The following is a 20,578-nucleotide window of genomic DNA, read 5'->3' as shown; positions in this document are numbered from 1 at the left end:
GCTCCAAGTCAAGTGTTTCTACTTTTTGCTGTTTTTGGAGGGGCGCGTAACTTCTCTTTGCGTAAATACTGGCGGTACGGGAATCCTCAGGCGCGGTTGCACTTCAATGGAGTGAATCCACTGTCCGAATCCCAAAAACCCCTTGGTGAGGGCCATTACGCCCTCAGCGATGAGCTCATCGATCACCGACTCCGCCGCATCTTGCAGGTCGGGCGAAGCCGCTGCTTTAGAGGCGGGGTCGTTGGCCTCGGGCATTGTCATTTCAATGTGGGTATCTGGTTCAGGGTTTTGCCAGGGTTTTTTCATTTCTCTGGCCGCAGCACGGGGCTCATGGGAGGTGGGGCTGGGTGGGGGTGCATATGGGCCCGCCGAGTTTTTAGTGGTCACAACTTTTTTTAGTTCACCCGCAGTCGAAGACTCCGCCTTACGGGTTGAACTTTGATTCTTTGATGATTTTTTCGGGTCGGCGGTCTTATTTTTTTTGCCGCGATTTAAGTCATTTAATCCCAACGCCACTATAGACCTCCTTCAATAGTATTGGTCTGTTCTTGTTGCGACGGGTGCGAGTGAGATTGCAAAGTTTTGTCTAGGCCATTTATGGTTGCCTCAGCTGACTTCCAAACCTGTGCAACGATGTCCTTCATCTCAAGGGCGGCCTGTGAGGAAGGGGCGTATTCAGCAACAGACAGGTGCATGGCTGTCGCCTCCTCGCCTTGGGTGCTCTCGCGAATAGCGCCAACAACACAACCAGTAAGATTATCGTGGTACCAATCATTGATTTCGCGGCTCAATTTTCGATTGGGGTTGAGTCGAGTGGGTATAAACATATGGTTTAGTTGAAGCTTGAGATCCCTTTGGAAATCTTTAATAAAGGTCTCGAACATTTTGAAATTACGGAAGTTATTGATTTTACACTCAAGGGGCGAAATCAAGTGGTCACAGCTCACCAAAGCATTTGTGATCAGTTGGTTCCAGTTGGGTGGGCCGTCTAAAAGAATCACGTCGAATTGTTCTTTAAGCGGGTCTACAACAAAGTCTTTTAGCCAGAACTCCCGCCGGTTTCTGTAAGTGAGATTTCTTTCTAGTGAAACTAACTCAGGTGTTTCAGGAATAAAATATAAAGAGGGCAGCTCTGTGGGTAGCACTATCTCATTGAGCTCAACGTTACCATAAAATAGGTCGGGCAGGCCTCGTACGCTGCCGATACGCTGAAGGGCTTCTTCAAGGTCGAGATCGCTTTCAAGATTTAAGTCGTAACCCAAGGATGTGGTGATGTCCCCTTGCATATCAAGACCCACCACACAGGTCTTAATATTATGAAGTGCTAAAATTCGGGCGAAGTTTAAGGTGAGAGAACTTTTAAGAACCCCTCCCTTGGTTACGAAAAAGCAAAATACTTGGGGGCGAAGGGGGCGGTGGAGATAGCCCAGTTTTTCACCAAGGCGAGGTACCTGATCTACCGTCCAGGATTTGCTGCCTGCAGGCGGCATGGGGAGCCCGTTGTTTTTCACGGCTTCTAGGATTTCTTCAGCGGAAAGGAGATTTTCAGAGGCAGAGAAGATCTTACTTAATTTACTGGCGGAATATCTCATTGGCCCTCCAAATGCTAAGCTTTTCCCATTAAAGGCCATAACTTAAGTCGAGTCAAATTAGATGGCTGTTAAATCCAGACTCATCATAGGTCTAAATCTCAATAACTGGCCTCAGGCTGTGGGTGTGGCCGTCCGAACAAAGGCTTGTGAAACACAAAGCGCATATCAACATTCCAATTTCGTTTAAGTTAATCACTCTAACCATGGCGATCGTGGCCGCAGTGGCTGTGCCCATTGCACTAAAATCGGTGCAGCAGTTTGAGGCCGAGTTTGTGCAGTCGCAAAAACAGACCAATATTGCTCAGGCCGGGGCTCGCGCTGACGATGTGGAGCGCTTGTTTGTCAGTTATGTGGATAAAATAAAGGTGATTGCCACCCTGGTGCAGCAAATGGCCACATCGGGTAAGAAGTCATCTGAGGCCCTCGACCTTACGTTTCGTCGGGACAATGACTTGGTTTCGGTGGAGGTTATTACTAAAGATGGTAAAGATCCTGTTCGAGTGGTGAATGAAGAATTCCTTAAGCGTTATAATTTGGGCGCTAACTATATAGATCAAATCAAGGCCTACCAGAAACAATATAAGACGTTCCATGAAGCGGCCGTGTTTGCTGGCTCCATTGAGATTCGCAATGCTTCGTTAAAAAATGGTGCTCCGTTATTTACAGTGGGCATCCCCTTTATAAAAGATGATTACAATAACGTGAGTCATATTGCTGTGGCCAACATTCGTATGGATGGCCTACAAAAGGTGTTTCGAAAAAAAGATGTTCGTTGGAGTTATTTGGTCGACAAAGACGGCCGATTGTTGGCTCACCCTGAAGAGGAGTGGGTTTTTGATATGAAGTCCATGGCTGAAGTGGGTGTGGTGGCTCGTGCCCTTAAAAATCCCGAGGCAAAATCTCAGCAACAAGATATCGAAGAAGAGGGCAAAGAATACACAGCGGCTTATTCACGAACGGCTATTGGTCCAATCGTGGTGGTGCAGGCTTCAAAAGATAGCTTTCTCGCAGTGGCCCGCAGTGTGAAGCGGTCGTCTATTAAGTTTACTGGCTGGGGTTTGTCGGCGGCGATTTTCGTGATTTTCGTTTTTTCGCTGACGCTGACATCACCCATTGAGCGGCTAGTGGATGCGGCCAAGAAAGTAGCCCAAGGGGACTTTTCTGTGCAGTCAAATGTGCGTTCTTGGGATGAAGTAGGGCAGTTGTCTTCTGCATTTGACGAGATGGTCTTGGGTCTGCAAGAGCGGGACAAGATGAAAAACGTTCTAAATAAGTTCCATGGCTCCAGTGTAGCTGAAGATATGTTAAAAGGTGATTTACAACTGGGTGGAAGCCGAAAGAAAGTGACCGTGTTTTTTAGTGATATTCGTGACTTTACAAAATTCAGTGAAGGTCACACTCCAGAACAAGTTGTGGAAATGTTAAACGAGTATTTCCAAATCATGGTGGGAATTATTAACCGTCATAAGGGTGTGGTGGACAAGTTTGTGGGTGATGCCATCATGGCTGTTTGGGGCGCTCCAGAGCCCACAGATCGAGACTCTTACAATGCCGTTAGGGCCTGTGTAGAAATGCGAAGAGCCCTTGGTGAGCTGAATAAAATTAGAACCGCTCGAGGCGAAGTGCCATTGAAAATCGGTATGGGTCTTCACACGGGGTATGTAATTTCTGGTACCATTGGCTCTGATGAGCGCATGGAGTACACGGTGATCGGGGATGCCGTGAACCAGGCGGCCCGTATTGAAGCCTCAACAAAAGCTTTTGGTGCGGATTTACTTTTGAGCGATGAAATTGCCGACACCGTCCACGAAGAGTTTATTTTAGAAAAGGCAGGATCTGCCGAAGTGAAGGGTAAAAGTAAGCCTCTCACGCTATTTAAAGTTCGCGGCTATATCGAAAACGGCGAAGAAGTTCGAGTGCAAACGGAGTACTCTGATTACGAAGCCGAATCCGCCGATAAAGTGAAAGTGGCTTCATAAATATCTTCTTTTTAAATGGGCTGGATTGACATTACAGTAATACTGTAATACCATGGCCAAATGAAACCTGTTAAGCTGACTTCAAAAAATCAAGCGAGCGTGCCTAAAGAAATTCGAGAATTTCTGGCTGTGGGTCCAGGGGATTCCATTGTGTATGAGATTGAGAACGACAAAGTGGTGGTTCGAAAGGCTCAAGGCCTGGACCTGCAGTGGCATTCGGCTGTATCAGATCTGCTAGATGAGTGGAACTCACAGGAAGACGAGGAAGCCTTTGAGCACTTACAAAATATTTGATATTGTCGTGGTCCCATTTCCTTTCACAGACAAACGCGAGACAAAAAATCGACCGGCATTGGTGATATCAGAGTCTGATCAGAAGACAAGAACACTGGCCATGATCACCAGTGCAGTCAACGCCACTTGGAAATTTGACGTACCCATCTCTGACTTGGAGAAATCAGGTCTCTACGTGCCATGTAAGGTGAGAATGAAGCTCTTCACCTTGGACGAGGGTCTCATCAAAAAAAAGGTGGGCCACTTAGAAAAAAAAGACCAAATCGCTGTTAAGGCAAAGTTGAAAAAGTATTTAAAGCTTTAAACCTCCCGTATCAAATTAAAACAACCCAGATGTTGCGAGAATGTGCTCAATGCATGTCGGCATGTGTCGGACTGAGACCCTTTGTCTCAAATTGGCTCGAAATCAATTCGAGCGCGTCATTTTTTCTGGATTTTCATCCCTAAGACTAAAGTTGATGAGTGAGTAGCCGACAAGTATCTAGGCCAAAGTGCGTACAACTAGCAATCACATCGGGGTCAAAAATGTTGAGTGAGTACGTGATTTGAACTTATGAACAAGAGGTTATCATCGTGAATAAAAAATACTTTGCCCGTCTTTTTGGGATGCTGTTAGCGCCGCTTCTTTTTGGCGCCTGCGAGAATGTGGTTCCAACCTTTGGGACCCAGTTCTCTCAATCCGTGAAAGTGAAGTCTCTGGTGGCGGGTGACCGAACGGCTTGCGTGGTGACCGAAGACCGAATGGCCTACTGTTGGGGATCTAACTGGGGTGAAATCATCGGTCGCCACAATGATAAATTGAGCGATTACTCCTCTGAGCCAGTAGAGCTAGCTCCGCTACAAACTCTAAACACACTAGGAGTGAGTCAGATCAGTATTGGCGAACACCATGTTTGCGCGCTGACCGATACAAAAGAAATTTTCTGTTGGGGCGAAAGTGGCAGTGGTGAGGTAGGTCAAGCCACGCTTCCAGATCGATATTCCAAGCCGGTAAAAGTGGCAGGTCTAGAACGGGTCATATCTTTAGATGTGGGTGATAAGGCCAGTTGCGCGGTGGACGAGTCGGGCGATGTGTATTGCTGGGGCTACTTGTATTCTCAAGATACATCTAATTGGGCCAGTCACGGGGTGCCTGAGAAAGTGAACTCTTTGTCAGGAAAAGCCTTAAAGGTTGCGGTGGGTGACTCGCATATTTGCGCACTCATGGCTCAAGATAGCTCAGTGAAGTGCTGGGGTGGAAACTATGAGGGGCAATTTGGTGACGGGGGATATGGCAGCGAAGATTATATTCCTCGTGCCGTTCAAGACAACGATCTCGTCAATTTGACTGGAATAGTGAGCTTCTCTGCCGGCGGCCGTCACACCTGTGCGCTAGCGCAAGACTCTGGTATTTTGTGCTGGGGCGCCAATGAAAACAGCCAATCCGGGGAGATGTATTCAGCCGGGCCAACGGCTGTGGTTCTGTCGACCATGTCCTCAAACCATCAGTTGTACGCCACGGCTCTGAAAGAAGAAAATAGCACTGAGTTTAAGGGCGCAGTCCAAGTGGCGTCGGGCGAAAATTTCTCTTGTGCAAGAAAATCCTCAGGCGAAGTTTACTGCTGGGGGGCCAATTGGAGTGGCCAATTGGGCCGAGGCCATACCGATGGCCAAAATCAAAAGTTTCCGAAACTCGTTGTGGGTTTATATGACGCCACTCATTTAGCTGTGGGCTCTGACTTTGCCTGTGCTGTCAGTGAAAGCCAAGGTGTTGTCTGCTGGGGCAGTGACACCGAGGGGCAGGTAGGAAGTCGGGCCGTGAAAGAATACCGAAACCCTGATCGCGAGCTGCCAGCCCTATTGAATCCGGGCGAGATATTATCAAAAGTGGCAGCCAATGATAATGGCGGTTGTGTGGCGAAATATCAATCAGCGACCTTAAATTCTGAAATTGTGTGCTGGGGCCAAGGTATGAGTCATTCACCTCTGCAAAACAATGCAGATAATCCCACAGCTCCAGTGGTCGTGGGATCAGTGCCCGGCAATGTGGAGAAGCTGGATCTCGGCTATGATCATGGCTGCGCTATTACAAATAATTTTGGTACAAAAGAAGCCTATTGCTGGGGCTACAACAATAATCGCATTCTGGGTGTCGGAAATTATGGAATCTATCCCTCTGGCGGGGCCATTCCTCAATCGGGTGGGAACTTTTATCGATCGATCACGTTAGATGGAAATCCAAATGTCGCGTGGATTTCGGGTTCCTATGTCAAATTGGCACCTTTTTCGAATTTGGGTTCATCCATACCTGTAGCTTTTGGCTCTTCAGTGATGGATTTTCATGTGGGTGACTTCAATAATGATGGGGTTGATGATATTGCTGCAATAGCGGGCTCGAACTTCAAATTGGTCACGGGAAATGGTGATGGGACTTTTGGCGCAGCTACTTCTAGTGGCGTTAGTAGTGGCGGCCTTCATCAAGTTGGCGATATTGATTCTGACGGCGATTTGGATTTCGTGTTTAATCAGTCAAATTATATATCCATTCAGGAAAATGACGGGACCGGATATTTTGGGTCAAGTGGCAATAATATACTGAACATTGACCTTGGCGGTGGCGGCGGCGGGCATCTTGACGGGATGGTAATGTCTGATTTTGATCGAGATGGAAAGCTCAACGTGGCAGCCATATATCACTCGTCTGGTTATCAATTGAGAATTTATCGAATCGACAACGCATCAAGCGGAGTAGATGTTGTCGGCACGTATCTGGATGATTTGGGGGGCACGATCAGCAAAGTGTTTGCCAATGATTTAGATGGTGATGGCGTCATCGAGATAATTGCGGAAACTAATGAGTACTCCCAGCGCCGAGCCAAAATGTACAATTTTGATGGCGCAAATCTGATATTTCGCGGAGACATTGAGCTTGGCTCTAATTCGGGAACCATTGAGCTTGTCGATATTGATAAAAATGGCATCAAAGATATTTTGAATTACTATTCGTCTGGCGGTGAAATATTTAAGTTGACGCTGGGGTCAGGGGGAGTTTTCCAAAACATCGAACCCTCACCCATTTATTACTCCGTATCCATGTCGACCCAGGATGCCGTCGCTGTCGGGCCCAATGACGATTTAGTCAGCGTACAATATGACGGATATTACCACTTCCAAAATTTATCTATTGGTGGCGCCAACGAAAACGAGTGGTCGCCACCAAGATTAGTGCGAAATTCCAGCGGGGAGCCGTTTACGGATGTTCAGGACATTGCCGTTGGTCGTGATCACACCTGTTTGGTGGCCGACCGAGCTTGGGGATTTCCCACCCTTGATAGAGGCGTCACCTGCTGGGGCCAGCAGCGTCAAGGGCGTTTTGCCAACGGAATGGGGAATGATTATTGGGAACAATACCCCGGTACGTATTGGGCCCAAGATAGTGGATTTGTGGAGCTCGAACAAATCACAAAAATATCCGCCGGCTCCAATTACACCTGTGCTTTAGATGAAAGTAGTAACCTCTACTGCTGGGGCGGTAACGAGAATGGCCAGCTAGGCATTGTTAATAACAATATGGATGAATTGTACGCTCAACATGTGATGACTTCGGCATCTAATGTCGAAACCGGCGATTATCACACCTGCGCGCAGCTTAGTAATGGAAGTGTACAATGCTGGGGTGCCGGTTGGGATGGGCAGCTGGGCAATGGAAACGACAATCAGTCTGACCAACCCGTGAATGTTTTGGATGCCATTTCAAAAACACCTGTAATGAATGCAAATGATCTAAGCTTGGGGCGCAACCACACCTGCATCAGTCGTGCAGAAGGTGGTGGCAACAGCCTGTACTGCTTTGGAAATAACAGCCGAGGCCAGCTCGGAGGCTATGACCATCGATCCTTGTACCCGGAATTGGTGGGTGGCCTTGGGCCAATGAATGGCTTTGCATCGGGTTCTGAGCACACGTGTGCTATTGTCAACCTAGGTGTTCGCTGCTGGGGCTCTAATAGCCAGGGGCAGTTGGGTGTATTAGATGCGCCTCTTAATTATCCATCACCTAACCGCGTGCGGTTTTACTAACGTTGAGCCGTTCCTGTGTGAATTTGATTTAGAACGAGTATTCCAGTTTTAAGTTGAGGTAGTTGCCCTCTATCTCAACTTCGTTATTGGTGCCTTCAGTGACGGGGTTGCTGCCCGTAGATTGGGCTCGATAGTAGTGTGTGTCGAGGCGTCTTGAGTATCCAGCATAACCCGTAGTTCTGTCATTCAGTTTTAATGATCCTAATATACCCAATTGGTAAGAGAGCGTTGACTCGGGGGTGACTCCGTTCGGGTTGTCACCTTCGATGGGTAGATATACCCGGGCATTGAGTTCTATTCCTAGGCGAGACGATATGGGCCGTTGGTAAATCACACCGCCATGGGCACCGTAGGCGGTGAGGGTGTTCATTTTACTGAATGTCCCTTGGCTTGAACCGATTGAGGCGGTCCCAATGGCCTCAGGAAGATCTTTAGAGTAGAACCCACCAGTGACTTGCAGACGATTGGCGCCGGGAAGATCTTTTGTCCATGTCCCATGAACTTCTGTTGATAAAAAGGTGTATGTTTCACCCACAACGGTGAAGCCACTCATGTCGGCAATGGCAAATAGACCCCAAGATGAGCGGGGATGGATATAGCCCATCCCTAAACGCCCAGTTCCGCCAATAGCGCTGAAATCCGTCGGGCCGCTGGATTCTTGAAAGTTAGCTCCGCGGTAGGCCATATTTGTTAAAAAGTAACTGGCAATAAAATAAAAGGGTGTCGGTTTATTTAAAGACTCTTTAAGTTTGGCCGCTTCAATGGCGGCAGGGTTTCTTAAGTTGCCGGCAGAGGTAAACTCTATAGAATCCGACGAGGTCTCCCGATTATGGGCGTGCGCCATCACTTTTAGTCGGTATTCGCCGGCTGGACGAGACAAATCAAAAGGGAGATTGTTCAGCTGGTAAGATTCATTTTTATCAACCACGCTCCATTTGCCGTCTGGCTTTTTTGTACTTAAAACATAAGAGTAGTGTTCGGCGTGTTCAGGGCGCTTCCAGCTGAGTGTTTCAACGATAGAGGACATGGGAGTTTTAATTGTGGGTTTATCAAGACTTTGACCTTTTAGAGTGAAAGAGTCCATGGCTTCACTCATTTCGCCCACTTCTTCATCGGCATCCATTAGAGCGGTCACTCGCCACTTGTATGTGTTAGCCACAGGCAAATCCACTTCCTTAGAGGTGCCAGATACTTTATAAGATTTCTTAAAGTCGCCCGTGGTGGACTCAATATCTAAACGAAAGCCGCTGTCATTTTCTTCTGATTGCCATTGAAATTCCACATCGAATGTGGAAGCCTCTTTAGTTTCAATCACGAGATCAGGTGTGGGGTAAATGCGTGCGGGTGGCGGATTTTTTACCAAAAACAAGACCGGCTCGCTCCAGCCGCCAGGCACCCCGCGGTCATCATAGGAGCGTAATAGCATTTCGTATTTGCCAGGGTTAATTTGCCCTCGCCACTTGGCTTCGCCCACTTTAAAAGTGCTGGGCTTAGCTCGCTCGCCGCCCTTGCGAATGCGGGTGATTGTCACTTCATATTGTGTGGCATCTTCCACAGGTTCCCACTCTAAGTTCACATAGCGACGGGCCTTTGCGGCATGGGCAGGACTCAGCGACAGCATCGCTAACCCAATCCCTAAAATTAATGTCAATACATATGCACTGTATGTTTTCAACTATTTAACCTTAATATTTCTAATCTTTGGTGCCGCAATGTTACTGACCTTTGGCACATTCACTTCTTTTGTGTCTCCGGCCTTACTGGGTCGGTTGTGTTTATCAATGGCTTTTACAGAGACCTTATAATTACCGGGTTTTAATTTGTTCAGCGAGGCTAAGCTTCTCGTGACCTTTTTTTCTTGCAGCACTTTGCCATCGGGTGATTGCAAAATCACTTGGTAGGATTCAGCCCCGTCCACAGGCAGCCACTGAACATCTAAGTTACCGCTTTTATCTGATTTAATAACTTCGGGGATATTTTTAGCAAAGCTGGGTGGTGGCAGTAGGGGCTTTTCTTTAACAACAATTTGTTTCACACTACTTCTTGCAATCACTTGTCCATTGTCATCTAAAGCTTCGACTTCCACATCAAAGGTGCCGTTGCCATTGACGTATTTTCGGATGTAGGGTTTGTCGGTCTTAATCCACTTGCCTTCTTCATCAAGAAAGCCAGATACTGCAAATCGAACGCGCCAGGCTTTTGCTCCTTTTACATCAGGAATCCAGCGGGCCTGCAAGTAGGGTTTGTTTGTAAAGTACAAAAATTCACTGGGTTCTGGGCCGCCCACCCAATTGACTTTAGGTAGGGTGTTCACTGTAAACTGGCGGGCCGGCGAGGGATCAGAAATTTTATTTTTTGCACCAAGGCTAGTTACGGTCCATCTATAAGTGCCGGGTTTCATTGACTCCCATTTGCCAGGAGATGTGAAAAATTCTTTCACTTCGGGTTGAGAGAGACCTTCTTTTGTTACGGTCTGGACAGCAACGCGATACTTTTCAGCTCCGGCAGCAGAGTCCCAAGAGAAAGTGATACCCTTAGCTTGCACCTGTTGAAATGGCAGTGCCTGGTCAGCCACGGGCGAGCGCAACTCAGGAGGCAGCAGTTTAATGCCCACTTGAGCTGTGAACGATTGAATGCCGCTAGAAATACCAGCGGGCTGTCCTTTTATTTTCATATATCCGGTGATTCGCCAGAAGTACTTGCCCGATTTGTTGGGCTTAAAAGAAAACGAAGTCACAGTCTTTTCAATAGACTGTTTGGCCACTTGTTCTTTAAGTTGTGAGTCTGTGGCGATTTCAATAAAGTAGTTTTCAAAAGGCATGGGAGATGTCCAGTTGAATTCCACGTTGGGCTGTTCCACCTCAAGAGCTAATTTTTCATTGGGTGCGGGTGAGAGAGGCACTGGCGCCGTTTTCGCGACAAGTTCGATGGGAAGAGTTTTAGATTTTCGTTCTGGCAGATCTTGCTGGGACGACTTTGCCACTAACTGCCAATAAAACTTGCCCACTTTTTTAGGTAAGAATGAAAGAGTTCCGGTTTCGCCGTTTGCAGTAACATTGTTGATTTCTTTAAGTTTTGTGCGCCGAGCTCCACCCAATAGAGCTACTGTGTAGCCCTTAGGCAATTTTTCCCAAGTGAAGGTCACAGTTTCTTTTTTGTCTGGATCAAAATAAACAGGCTCACCAGGTGTTGGAGCAAGAATATTAATGATCTCCTCAGTTTCTTTAACGCCTGTGGTGGTGAGAGTACCAGCTTTGGTTTCGTCCAATTGAATGGTTTTATCTCCTTGGGTTACGGCAGCTGTTCCGCCAAAAACCTGAAGATCCACTTTGTTGCTTTCTTTTGCTTTTGAAAGACTGATATCTGCTTTGTTAAGAGCAATTTTACTATTTCCTGACTTGAGGGTAATGCCTTTGCCAGTATCTTGACCTTTGGTGCCGCTTTTTACAAAAAGGTTACCTTTTAAGAAATCAAGGGCGATACCGTCGGCACTTTCTTCAATAATAACTTCTGAGTCGGGTTCAAGTTCAATAACAGCGCCCGTGCTTAAAAACATAATGCGGGCTTCAGAGTTAGATGTGGTTCGAATGGATTCACCGGCGTGGAGGTTTTCGTTTTGGCCGATAACTTCCCACATCAGTTGCGAAAGTGGGCGTCGTTCCACTTCGTTTACGTGCTCTACAAGACGGGCCAGAACGGCTTGATTTCGATCCACAAGAGGTGCCACACGGCCGTTTTCATACCACACATGGGTGCCAAAAAAGCCGGCTGCTGATATGCACATGGCTATTACTAGGCGAACAATATTTCGACGCATGAGTTCCTCCAGGTTCATAGTCTCTATCGGTAGCAAGTGTTTAAAACGTAATAGGTTTTAGGAGGCTGTTTGAAATCTAGACTGCCGCCGAGTCGTAAGACCGAAGTCGTGCATCTTGCCACGCCGGGATTGCCTTCTAGCTTGTACCCGACTATGGTGCCCAGCTATGGAAAAAACTCTACAAGAAATGACTGAATCTGTGGTTCAATTTTGCACCGATCGAGACTGGGACCAATTTCATGGTCCGAAAGATCTGGCTATTGGCCTTGTTACAGAATCAAGCGAACTTCTACAGCATTTTCGATTTCTGGACGAACAGCGGGCACAAGACCTCCTGCAAGATTCTGATAAGCGAGAAGCGGTGGGTGAAGAGTTGGCAGATATTTTGTTTTTCTTGCTCCGGTTCTCGCAAAGAAACAAGTTTGATTTAACTCAAGCTTTCTATGATAAATTGCAAAAAAATACAGCCAAGTACCCCATTGAAAAATCAAAAGGCCGATTTGAAAAGTACACAGATCTTTAAAATTGATTTCGAAGCTCTCTAAGTCGGGTGAAAACTTCAAGGTCTGTGGCCGTAGCCATGTTTAAACTTTGCCTGATTGCAGGGCTTTTAAGTCGCAAAAAGGGATTGGTCGCCTTTTCTTGCATGATTGTCGTCGGTAGAGTGGGCTGGTGGTTTGCGCGCAAAGCCTCGGCCTGCTTTATTCTTAAAAGCAAATCTGGATTGTTTGGCTCAAACTGAAGTGCGAATTTGGCATTTGTGAGCGTGTACTCGTGGGTGCAGAAGACTTTTCCAGAATCAGGCAAAAGCAAAAGCTGTTGCAGACTATTAAACAGCATCTCCGGTGTGCCCTCAAAAATGCGACCACATCCCATAGAAAACAAAGTGTCGCCCACAAACAGCCACTGTTGATCAGAAAAATAGTAGGCGATGTGTCCAGTGGTATGACCTGGCACAAACAAAACCTGTATGGACGCAGAGCCTATTTCAAGGCAGTCACCTCCTTGGACCCTCTGAGTGAGGGGCGGCAGGCGAGATTGATCATATACCGAGCCAATGACCTGGCATTTAAAGGAGTTTTGAAGTTCTTCGACACCATCAATATGATCCCAATGGTGATGAGTGATGAGTATGGCATGGAGGTCCCATTGTCGATCCGATAAAAACATTTTCACCACGTCGGAATCGCCAGGGTCCACCACGATATTTATATGTTTAAGGGGATCGTGAACGAGGTAGATATAGTTATCTTTAAATGCGGGGAGCAGATGCACGTCCATGGCCATGCTCTCTAAGTAGAAGGGGTGCTGGGGCCGAGTCTTTGCAGGTATCGTTTGATGGTTTCTTCAAGCCCCAAATATAGCGCCTCAGAAATAAGAGCGTGGCCAATAGACACTTCGTCGATAACGGGTATGGTTTTTACAAGAGGGCCAACGTTTTGTAGGTTTAGGTCGTGGCCGGCATTGATGCCAATTCCAAGATCATAGAGTTCAATAGCCACTCGGTTATAAAGTTCGGTGACCGATTCTTCAGACTCTGTGCCAAAGGCATTGGCATACGCTTCTGTATAGAGCTCGACCCGATCGGGTTTCACTTGCAGCAAGGCTTCTACTTGTTGCGTATCAATGTCATTAGGATCCACAAACAAAGAACTCCGAATGCCGTTTTTAGAGAGTTCACTGATCACCTCAGTGAGCATATCCCTGTCCTTTTTTACGTTCCACCCCGCGTTGGAGGTGATCGCATCAGGAGGGTCGGGCACCAGCGTGCATTGGGTGGGCTTCACTTCTGCCATCAATTGCATAAACTTCGGGCTCGGGTAGCCTTCAATATTATACTCCACCAGCGAGTGGCCATGGTTTTGCAAGTTAATGGTGTGGAGCATTTTCGATAAAACGTAAACATCTTCATAGCGAATATGTCGCTCGTCTGGACGAGGATGAACGGTAATTCCCCCCGCACCAAAGCCCACGATATCACGAGCCACGGTTTCGAGATGGGGAAGATCATGTCCGCGCGCATTTCGCAGCGTGGCGATTTTGTTCACATTTACGCTAAGGCGAGTCACCCCTCTCTTCTGCCACAGAAAATAACCCGGTGCAAAAGTAAAATGGGTTTCATTTTTTACAAGACTGATCTTGAATAAAGGATCTGATTTTTAGTTCCAGTACCAGGGAGGGGTGGGATGAACCTAAGGTGGATTATTGTTTGGATTATTGGGTGGATTTTAAGTGTTGGCGGACCGGTACAGGCCACTTCGGTGTGGCCCCAGGGAGTGGTGGATGCGGCCGACCCGTTGGGGTTTTTTTATGATATCCCACCGGATGAAGAGGTGTTGCGTGAAGACGGCCCCGCTGTGGCGCAACTTCTTGAAAAAAGCGCGAGTTTAAAAATTTTTGTTTGGAATGTGTACAAGGGCCAACGCGACCGACTGTTGCCGGACTTACAGGTCTATTCTGAAGCCAGTGATTTTGTTCTGCTGCAAGAGACATTGACCAGCACTTCTTTCACAAATGCATTTAACAGAGTGAACGGTATGGCTTGGCATTCGGCCATTAGTTTTTTTGACGAAAAAGTAGGAACGGGTGTCTCCACAGGGTCTCGATTTGCTATTTCTTCTCTCAAATTTTTACGAAGTGAACCAAGGGAGCCGATTATTAATACGCCAAAAATGGTGCTGCTTGCGGAGTATCCCATTGAAGGCGAAAGAGAACCCCTTTTGGTGGCCAATATTCACGGGATTAACTTTGTGGCCAATTCAGATTTTAAAAAGCAGATTCGCCAATTGTTTAACGAACTCGCCCAACACAGAGGGCCGATATTGTTGGGTGGAGATTTTAACACCTGGAATGCGGATAGGCGAAAGTTTTTAGTTAAAATGACTCAATCACAGGACTTAGTGCATGTGACGTGGCCGAGGGATCATCGTTTTTTTGAGTTGGATCATATTTTTGTGCGGGGGTTGGATGTAAAACGTTCCCACATTCTTGATTATGTAGACAGCTCCGATCACGAACCGCTGTTTATTGAAGCCAAATTGCATTGATTGGGAGAATATGAATTTTTTAATTGATGGGCCTGCGAAATCCACTCGAAAAATTTTACTTGCACATGGCGCAGGCGCCCCTATGGACAGCGACTTTATGAACGACATTGCCGGTGAGCTGGCGGCATTTGACTTCCAAGTGGTTCGATTTGAATTTCCCTATATGAGTCAACGTCGCAATGGGGGGACAAGAAGATCTCCTGATCGCATGCCGGTGTTGCGATCAAGTTTTTTGCAGGCTATAGACGCCGTTGGTGGGCCTGAAGATCTGATCATCGGCGGCAAATCCATGGGGGGAAGAGTGGCCAGTATGATTACTGATTCGTTATCGGTCAGGGGCTTGTTGTGCTTGGGATATCCTTTTCATCCGCCAGGTCGTCCAGGCACTCTGAGGGTGGAACACTTAAAAAGCCTCAAAACCTCCACCTTGATACTGCAGGGGGAGCGAGATCCCTTCGGCGGGGCCGAAGAAGTGCAGGGTTACGACCTTTCAGCCCATATTTCCGTTGAATATTTGCCCGACGGTGATCACAGTTTCAAACCCAGGGCAAAATCAGGTATACTCTTAGAAGCAAATATTCAGTTGGCGGCGAGTATTGTCGCTGGTTTTTTTAGTTGAGGAGTGGCATGGATTCCTTAGATATAAGTGTTGGCCTGCCTGGGCGAGAAGAAATTCATTTAAATCTTAAGCTAGATGGTGGCGATGTTATTAAGAGTTCACGTCTTACCGGTGTTGGTGGACCTGAGTTATTGCAGGCGCTGGAAGACTGGCGGCCTAAATTCACTGGATCTTTGGCAAAACTAGAAGTGCCCCAAGGGGTTTCTGCCGCCGCCATACTGATGCGTGAAGTGGTATTAAAAGCACAAGGGAAGTGGAATTTTCCATTTGCAGAAGAAGAACTCTGTCACTGTCGAGCGGTTCCAGCCCGTGTGGTGGATATGGCCATCATCACCGGAGCCCACACTCCAGAAGAAGTGAGCCGACAGACATCAGCCAGCACGGCATGTGGCACTTGTCGCCCTGATGTGCGAGAGATAATCAATTACCGATTGGGGAATTAGTGCGATCAATCTCAGTACATCAATCACCATCGACGGTGATCGGGACGCGGGGGTATCATTTTGAGACGTCAGATCAAATCTATGGGCCTCAGTGTATTTGATTCGTCGATGGTTGAAAATCTATGCTAGAATTTTGAGGTGTGGGGAGTATATTCGCAGGGCGAATTTTTGGGGGATTCCGATGAAACATATAAATCATCGCGGGATGACTATTGTTGAAGTCTTAGTGGCCGTTGGCATTTTAGGGATTGTCGTTGCCGGTACAGCAGGTATGATGACCCAAATGCTAAAGTCTCAAAATGTCGTTGAACTTAGAATGACAGTGCAGAACATCAGTGACAGCATTCGCTCTTACCTCACTGCCGAAGAGTCCTGGTATCAATCCATAGATGGCACCTGCCTGACAGATTTATCTGGCGACTTTAATTGTAAATCGCTCGTCGAAGCAGGTGGCGATGCCAAAAAAGTCAAACTGTTGCAGGTCAAAGACGCTAAAGGAAATGTTAAATTTGATTTCACTGACGCCAAAAAAGGGTTCACCCGAACTGGTGAATCATGCTCCGAGTTTGGTGTTAGTGACAAATGTCCTATTGGCGTCAAAGTGACTTGGTTGCCCGATACGGATTTGGGTGGTTGTGATCAAGCTTCGTGTAAGCGTCCAGCTGTAAAAGTTCAGGTGAACTTTGAATATGAAATGAGTTCCAATAAAGTGCCTTTTAACATTAGCCGTTATGATTTTGAAATTCACAAGCCCGGCACAGGACTATCCCTTGATGCTAGCTGTGTCGCCATTGGCGGTACCTTTGACGATGCCTCAGGTAAATGCCAACTGCCGAATGACGTCAAAACCAGTTGTGAAGCTGCAGGTGGGCGATTCAACGATGCCACACAAACTTGCGACTTGCCAAGCCAGGTGAAGGAGACCTGCCGCTCTCTCGGCGGGGATTATGACCCTATCAAAAACAAATGTTCGCTTTCTAAAACTATCAACTCAGCTATGCGACAAACGTGTTTGGCCTTAGGAGGCAAGTGGGATGGTAGCGAAAAGTCATGCACCCTGCCTACCAAATCAGCAGCAGGCCAATGCCCACAGGGGCAGATCATGACGGGAATAGACGCCAAGGGGCAGAGTCTTTGCGCTCCGCTATTTTCTGTCCTGCCAACTTGTAAGAAAAATGAGACGCTTGAAGGTTACACGGCCAGTGGTGAGCCCATTTGCACATCGACCCGTACCAAGCCTGGTGACACTAAACCAGACCAACAAGGGCTCGCGCCAGGTGCGGGACCCTACCCGAGTTACCTCAATGGGAGGTCAATCACGTTTGAGTCAGGATCTTTTAAGTATTTTGCGATTGTTGAAAATGGATGGCCCAAGTATTCAGGTTGCAGTCCTATTCCAAACATTTATTTGGCCACTTGTGGGCAACACAAGTTTAAAAAAGGTGAAAGCGGTTATTTTCCCCAAAATGTAGGAGTTGCCAGCGCGGGAGTTGGAACCGCCTACCTTGATATTTCCTTGTATGGTGCGAAGTTTCGAGTGTGTACTTCAGAACAGTACGACGATGGCGGTGGCCGCCCCTGCACAAGTTGGGCCTCCCAACAGAAAAGTTGGGCTGATTAGTCAAAAGTGACCGAATTCCGATACCCGTAGATAGTTCGCGTGTACGAAATTTTTATTTTTGCTCCAAATCAAAAGGGTAACTGTGTTGCCGTTTTAATAGGCGGGATTCAGATGGAAACTTGGTTCCGATTGCGAAAAACAATTCATGTGAATTCGGGCCATACTGACGGGGGCCGTGTTTCGAGTTAACCTCTGCGGGGTGGTGGTTTTCGCCTCCGCTTGATTCGAGGATTTTCGGGAAACTGGCCTGTGGTTTTAAAGGTGTCGAGCATGTACTGAAGCATGACTCGGCAACTGCCGCCGCAAGGTCCGATACCGGCTGCGGTCTCATCATAAATTTTATTTAAAGTGTCACATCCTTCAGTGATAGCTTTTTCTATGGTGGATTGCTTCACAAAGTTGCAGGAGCAAATAATGGGGTCTTTTTTGTTGTTATGGCCTGAGCGGTTCATACTTAGCTTTTAGCTTTGGTGGTACCGTTAAGACGTTTTAAAAATTGGTTCACAAGCTTCAGTTTTAAGTCTTCATATTGTCCCTGTAGGGGAGCTCCAGAAGCAAACATATGACCACCACCGCCAAAGCTTTCAGCAATGCCTAAAACTTCAATGCTGCCTTTACTGCGTAAGCTGAGTTTGTACTCATTCGGGGCATCTTCACGAAATAAGGCCGCCACTTGCAAGGCGTTGATGTTCATAATCATATCAATAACGTCACGAGAATCATCCATATCTAAGTCATGATCTTTCAAGTCAGAGAGGCTCACTTTGACCACAGCCACTTGACCCTCGGCAAAGTACTCCACTTCGCTGAGCACTTTACCAAGAAAGGCGATTTTTTCTTGTGTGTAAGTCGCAAATAAAAATCGATGTACCGAATAAGCATTTTTCTCATGTTCAAGCAGTTCTGCTGCAATCAAATGGCTCGAGGGAGAGTTTTTAACATACCTAAATATTTGCGTGTCAAAGGCGATGCTCGTGTAGAGGGCGCGGGCAATCATTTGATCCATTCGAATGCCTAAGGCTTTTATTATAAAAAAGGCGATTTCGCCGGTGCTTGCGGCTGATGTATCTATGTACGATCCAGGAGTGGGTTCAGGGCCTTTATTTAAAACTGGGTGATGGTCGACGAAGGCAATCTGCTTGCATTGTTTCTCAAGCTCGAAAAATAAGGGATCCACAAGGCGCCTGTCATTTGTGTCGAAGATAAGGCAAAGGTCTGTGGGTTCAATGGGGTCGTGAGGTTTGTCAAAATTTTGTAAGTGCAGTTCCGGTTGCAGAAATCGATATTTAGCCGGAACTCCGTCAACCGTGATAACCCGAACCTTCTTATCTAACTTTCTAAGGGCATGATAGAGCCCGAGCATGGCACCTAAACCATCACCGTCACACTGTTTGTGGGTGGTGAGAAGAATAGACGAAGCGGTTTCGATTTTCTCAACCAATCGTCGCAATTCTAAATTTTTAAGGTACCGACTGTCCATTCTCTGATGACCTCTGTGCTCACTTATCGGATTATACAACAAAAACATAAACAAGACGAAGGTCATTGAAGTGGAGTTTAAGGGTTTTGCTGTGGCATGGGTCTATTGGGCAAGACACCTGACGTGCGGCGGCGATTTTCTGTTCACAAAAGCGATTCAATTCGCCAAAGGCCTAGACCAGTAATCACGTCCTTGTCGTTGGCGTTTCTTATCGCTTTGCAATCGCTGCCCAACCTTCATTTCTTTAAGCCTTTTAGCCAAGAATTGATATCTTCGAATATTACTAAAATGTCACTTGGCAAGTCTTTGTACCTTTTCACATGTCCTTTCCAGGCATGATTTAAATTTTCTACCCAAGTTCCCTCCAATGAGAAAGGAATCACTCTTTTTTTGAAAAGCCTATTGACCTTACTTTTATTAATTCTAATATCTGATTTTGAAATTCTCCACAAATCATCAAAATCTTTCATGCGGGTGTTGCCACCCGCGAATCTGTGGGCCGCATTGACTTTATCAGCAATAATATTTTCTATACTTGCCGAAGTTAAACTTCTATCACTAACAGTCGATTTTATTTTGACCAAATCTGTTGGCAATGTATAAACGATATCTATTTCAAATTGATTTTTTTGTCCATGATATGTCTGATAAGTGATAGTAATGGCCGCACCAATTTCTTCCTCATCATGAATGGTTCTAAACTCTTTTATAGAAAATTGAATTTCTTTGTGAATAGCAAAGGACTGTTCAAGGCATTGCTTAATCTCCAAATGAGATTTTAAAGTTATGGTCGATAGATCGAGATCTACCGTAGCTCTCGGTGTTTGAATGTAGTGCCACAGAAGATTTCCTCCCTTAAAAATGAAGTCGTCGCTGACTTTTTCGAGGCCGTCTAAAAAAGTCAGCATGATAAAGCGAGAGAAGGCCATGCGACCATGTTGATCGTGCTCCTTCTTCCATTTCTCAAATTGAGATAAAAGAGAGGTCTCATCCATTGATATCTCCCATGCTCAAAAAATTAACCAGTTCCCTTCCCACTTCTTTGTCTATACTCAAAATAACATCGTACTGTTTGCCAGGTGATTTTTTATTTAAATAAAGATTTCGATAGTTTTTAATGGCCCGTATAAATGCATCTGTCCCAACGCCATAGTACTTGTAGGCCTCAAACAGTGTCCGCTCAGGTGAGTAGACTTTAATCTTAAAGGGTATGCCTTTTTCTTCAAATTTTCTGTTTTCTACATGACTTATCCGCTTTGCAGTCACTCGGTGAACTTCGAGTAGAGAGTTAGATAAATTCGTAGTATTAGGAATATCCACGTGTATCTTATCCAGATACTCTTGGCCCAACCCACAAAGAGAGAGGGCCGTCACTCCGGAAACTACACACTTTGGAAAGTATTTATTTAGGGCAGCAAATTGTGCAGTTCCTTCTTCTATCCCAGGCAAGGTATAAAGACCCGTGCCACATCTTTTAAGGTCACCTTTGTCCTGCAAAGCATAGACTCTTTTCCGGTCCCCTAAAACTGTGGAAGCATCTTTTGCACTAATGACCAACTCTTTTTCTAAGATAGACTTCAACTCTCTAAATGACAATATTGTCACCCCTTTATGATTTCTGACATGTTTG

General features: G+C 46.4%; 19 protein-coding genes. 9 read left to right on the top strand and 10 right to left on the bottom strand.

Translation table 11 applies throughout. The features are described from left to right. Positions 1-18: 18 nt before the first annotated feature. Positions 19-516 carry a hypothetical protein gene (locus H6626_05560; protein ID USN48561.1) on the bottom strand — a complete coding sequence of 166 codons (498 nt, stop codon included), beginning with the start codon at positions 514-516 and terminating at the stop codon, positions 19-21. Further along, positions 516-1,592, bottom strand: a complete 1,077-nt coding sequence (locus H6626_05555; protein USN48560.1) for a ParA family protein — start codon at positions 1,590-1,592, stop codon at positions 516-518. The genes H6626_05560 and H6626_05555 overlap by 1 nt, the downstream gene beginning before the upstream one ends. 146 nt (positions 1,593-1,738) lie before the next feature. Between H6626_05555 and H6626_05550 the strand changes: the two genes are divergently transcribed. The 4 genes from H6626_05550 to H6626_05535 all read left to right on the top strand — a co-directional run bounded on the left by H6626_05550 (position 1,739) and on the right by H6626_05535 (position 7,921). Then, a complete protein-coding gene (locus tag H6626_05550; GenBank protein ID USN48559.1) occupies positions 1,739-3,571 on the top strand; it encodes a HAMP domain-containing protein in 1,833 nt (610 codons plus the stop codon). 60 nt (positions 3,572-3,631) lie between these two features. Beyond that, positions 3,632-3,865: an AbrB family transcriptional regulator gene (locus tag H6626_05545; GenBank protein ID USN48558.1), complete on the top strand. Its 234-nt coding sequence runs from the start codon at positions 3,632-3,634 to the stop codon at positions 3,863-3,865. After that, the gene (locus H6626_05540; GenBank protein ID USN48557.1) at positions 3,810-4,169 is read left to right on the top strand and encodes a type II toxin-antitoxin system PemK/MazF family toxin; all 360 of its coding nucleotides are present in this window, start codon (positions 3,810-3,812) and stop codon (positions 4,167-4,169) included. Before H6626_05545 ends, H6626_05540 begins: the two co-directional genes overlap by 56 nt. Before the next feature lie 269 nt (positions 4,170-4,438). Next, a complete protein-coding gene (locus tag H6626_05535; protein USN48556.1) occupies positions 4,439-7,921 on the top strand; it encodes a VCBS repeat-containing protein in 3,483 nt (1,160 codons plus the stop codon). 28 nt (positions 7,922-7,949) lie between these two features. On the opposite strand, the gene H6626_05530 is transcribed toward H6626_05535, so the two are convergent. Then, on the bottom strand, positions 7,950-9,596 hold the full coding sequence (locus tag H6626_05530; protein USN48555.1) for a hypothetical protein: 1,647 nt from the start codon (positions 9,594-9,596) through the stop codon (positions 7,950-7,952). Beyond that, positions 9,597-11,738, bottom strand: coding sequence for a hypothetical protein (locus H6626_05525; protein USN48554.1), 2,142 nt, complete (start codon positions 11,736-11,738; stop codon positions 9,597-9,599). Between the two features lie 166 nt (positions 11,739-11,904). On the opposite strand from H6626_05525, the gene H6626_05520 reads away from it, so the two are divergent. Beyond that, positions 11,905-12,261, top strand: coding sequence for a nucleotide pyrophosphohydrolase (locus tag H6626_05520; GenBank protein ID USN48553.1), 357 nt, complete (start codon positions 11,905-11,907; stop codon positions 12,259-12,261). On the opposite strand, the gene gloB is transcribed toward H6626_05520, so the two are convergent. Then, positions 12,258-13,019, bottom strand: a complete 762-nt coding sequence (gloB, locus tag H6626_05515) for a hydroxyacylglutathione hydrolase (protein USN48552.1) — start codon at positions 13,017-13,019, stop codon at positions 12,258-12,260. The genes H6626_05520 and gloB overlap by 4 nt on opposite strands. 11 nt (positions 13,020-13,030) lie before the next feature. After that, positions 13,031-13,807, bottom strand: a complete 777-nt coding sequence (locus tag H6626_05510; protein ID USN48551.1) for a pyridoxine 5'-phosphate synthase — start codon at positions 13,805-13,807, stop codon at positions 13,031-13,033. Between the two features lie 117 nt (positions 13,808-13,924). Here H6626_05510 and H6626_05505 point away from each other — a divergent pair, with 117 nt between their 5' ends. The 4 genes from H6626_05505 (at position 13,925) to H6626_05490 (ending at position 17,468) form a co-directional block, all read left to right on the top strand. Further along, positions 13,925-14,785 (top strand): endonuclease/exonuclease/phosphatase family protein, encoded by an 861-nt coding sequence (locus H6626_05505; protein ID USN48550.1) that lies wholly within the window; start codon positions 13,925-13,927, stop codon positions 14,783-14,785. A 10-nt stretch (positions 14,786-14,795) separates the two neighbouring features. Continuing rightward, positions 14,796-15,404 (top strand): alpha/beta hydrolase, encoded by a 609-nt coding sequence (locus H6626_05500; protein USN48549.1) that lies wholly within the window; start codon positions 14,796-14,798, stop codon positions 15,402-15,404. Between the two features lie 8 nt (positions 15,405-15,412). After that, on the top strand, positions 15,413-15,847 hold the full coding sequence (locus H6626_05495) for a (2Fe-2S)-binding protein (GenBank protein ID USN48548.1): 435 nt from the start codon (positions 15,413-15,415) through the stop codon (positions 15,845-15,847). A gap of 181 nt (positions 15,848-16,028) precedes the next feature. After that, positions 16,029-17,468 carry a type II secretion system protein gene (locus H6626_05490; GenBank protein USN48547.1) on the top strand — a complete coding sequence of 480 codons (1,440 nt, stop codon included), beginning with the start codon at positions 16,029-16,031 and terminating at the stop codon, positions 17,466-17,468. A 185-nt stretch (positions 17,469-17,653) separates the two neighbouring features. Here the strand turns inward: H6626_05490 and H6626_05485 are convergent, their stop codons facing one another. The 4 genes from H6626_05485 to H6626_05470 form a co-directional block, all read right to left on the bottom strand. Further along, positions 17,654-17,920 carry a (2Fe-2S)-binding protein gene (locus H6626_05485; protein ID USN48546.1) on the bottom strand — a complete coding sequence of 89 codons (267 nt, stop codon included), beginning with the start codon at positions 17,918-17,920 and terminating at the stop codon, positions 17,654-17,656. Between the two features lie 2 nt (positions 17,921-17,922). After that, complete coding sequence (locus tag H6626_05480) at positions 17,923-18,948, bottom strand: bifunctional oligoribonuclease/PAP phosphatase NrnA (GenBank protein USN48545.1); 1,026 nt, start codon at positions 18,946-18,948, stop codon at positions 17,923-17,925. Between the two features lie 236 nt (positions 18,949-19,184). Beyond that, positions 19,185-19,943, bottom strand: coding sequence for a nucleotidyl transferase AbiEii/AbiGii toxin family protein (locus H6626_05475; GenBank protein ID USN48544.1), 759 nt, complete (start codon positions 19,941-19,943; stop codon positions 19,185-19,187). Continuing rightward, positions 19,936-20,544 carry a hypothetical protein gene (locus tag H6626_05470; GenBank protein ID USN48543.1) on the bottom strand — a complete coding sequence of 203 codons (609 nt, stop codon included), beginning with the start codon at positions 20,542-20,544 and terminating at the stop codon, positions 19,936-19,938. The genes H6626_05475 and H6626_05470 overlap by 8 nt, the downstream gene beginning before the upstream one ends. Positions 20,545-20,578: the final 34 nt, after the last annotated feature.

It is taken from the genome of Pseudobdellovibrionaceae bacterium (assembly GCA_023898385.1).
GTDB lineage: Bacteria > Bdellovibrionota > Bdellovibrionia > Bdellovibrionales > UBA1609.
This window is presented reverse-complemented; position numbering and strand designations above follow the sequence as displayed.

Excerpts from the sequence above, each read along its gene's own strand:
- H6626_05555 (USN48560.1), bottom strand. The coding sequence starts at position 1,592 with ATGAGATATTCCGCCAGTAAATTAAGTAAGATCTTCTCTGCCTCTGAA.
- H6626_05545 (USN48558.1), top strand. The coding sequence starts at position 3,632 with ATGAAACCTGTTAAGCTGACTTCAAAAAATCAAGCGAGCGTGCCTAAA.
- H6626_05540 (USN48557.1), top strand. The coding sequence starts at position 3,810 with ATGAGTGGAACTCACAGGAAGACGAGGAAGCCTTTGAGCACTTACAAA.
- H6626_05525 (USN48554.1), bottom strand. The coding sequence starts at position 11,738 with ATGCGTCGAAATATTGTTCGCCTAGTAATAGCCATGTGCATATCAGCA.
- H6626_05520 (USN48553.1), top strand. The coding sequence starts at position 11,905 with ATGGAAAAAACTCTACAAGAAATGACTGAATCTGTGGTTCAATTTTGC.
- gloB (USN48552.1), bottom strand. The coding sequence starts at position 13,019 with ATGGACGTGCATCTGCTCCCCGCATTTAAAGATAACTATATCTACCTC.
- H6626_05505 (USN48550.1), top strand. The coding sequence starts at position 13,925 with ATGAACCTAAGGTGGATTATTGTTTGGATTATTGGGTGGATTTTAAGT.
- H6626_05500 (USN48549.1), top strand. The coding sequence starts at position 14,796 with ATGAATTTTTTAATTGATGGGCCTGCGAAATCCACTCGAAAAATTTTA.
- H6626_05495 (USN48548.1), top strand. The coding sequence starts at position 15,413 with ATGGATTCCTTAGATATAAGTGTTGGCCTGCCTGGGCGAGAAGAAATT.
- H6626_05490 (USN48547.1), top strand. The coding sequence starts at position 16,029 with ATGAAACATATAAATCATCGCGGGATGACTATTGTTGAAGTCTTAGTG.
- H6626_05485 (USN48546.1), bottom strand. The coding sequence starts at position 17,920 with ATGAACCGCTCAGGCCATAACAACAAAAAAGACCCCATTATTTGCTCC.
- H6626_05480 (USN48545.1), bottom strand. The coding sequence starts at position 18,948 with ATGGACAGTCGGTACCTTAAAAATTTAGAATTGCGACGATTGGTTGAG.
- H6626_05475 (USN48544.1), bottom strand. The coding sequence starts at position 19,943 with ATGGATGAGACCTCTCTTTTATCTCAATTTGAGAAATGGAAGAAGGAG.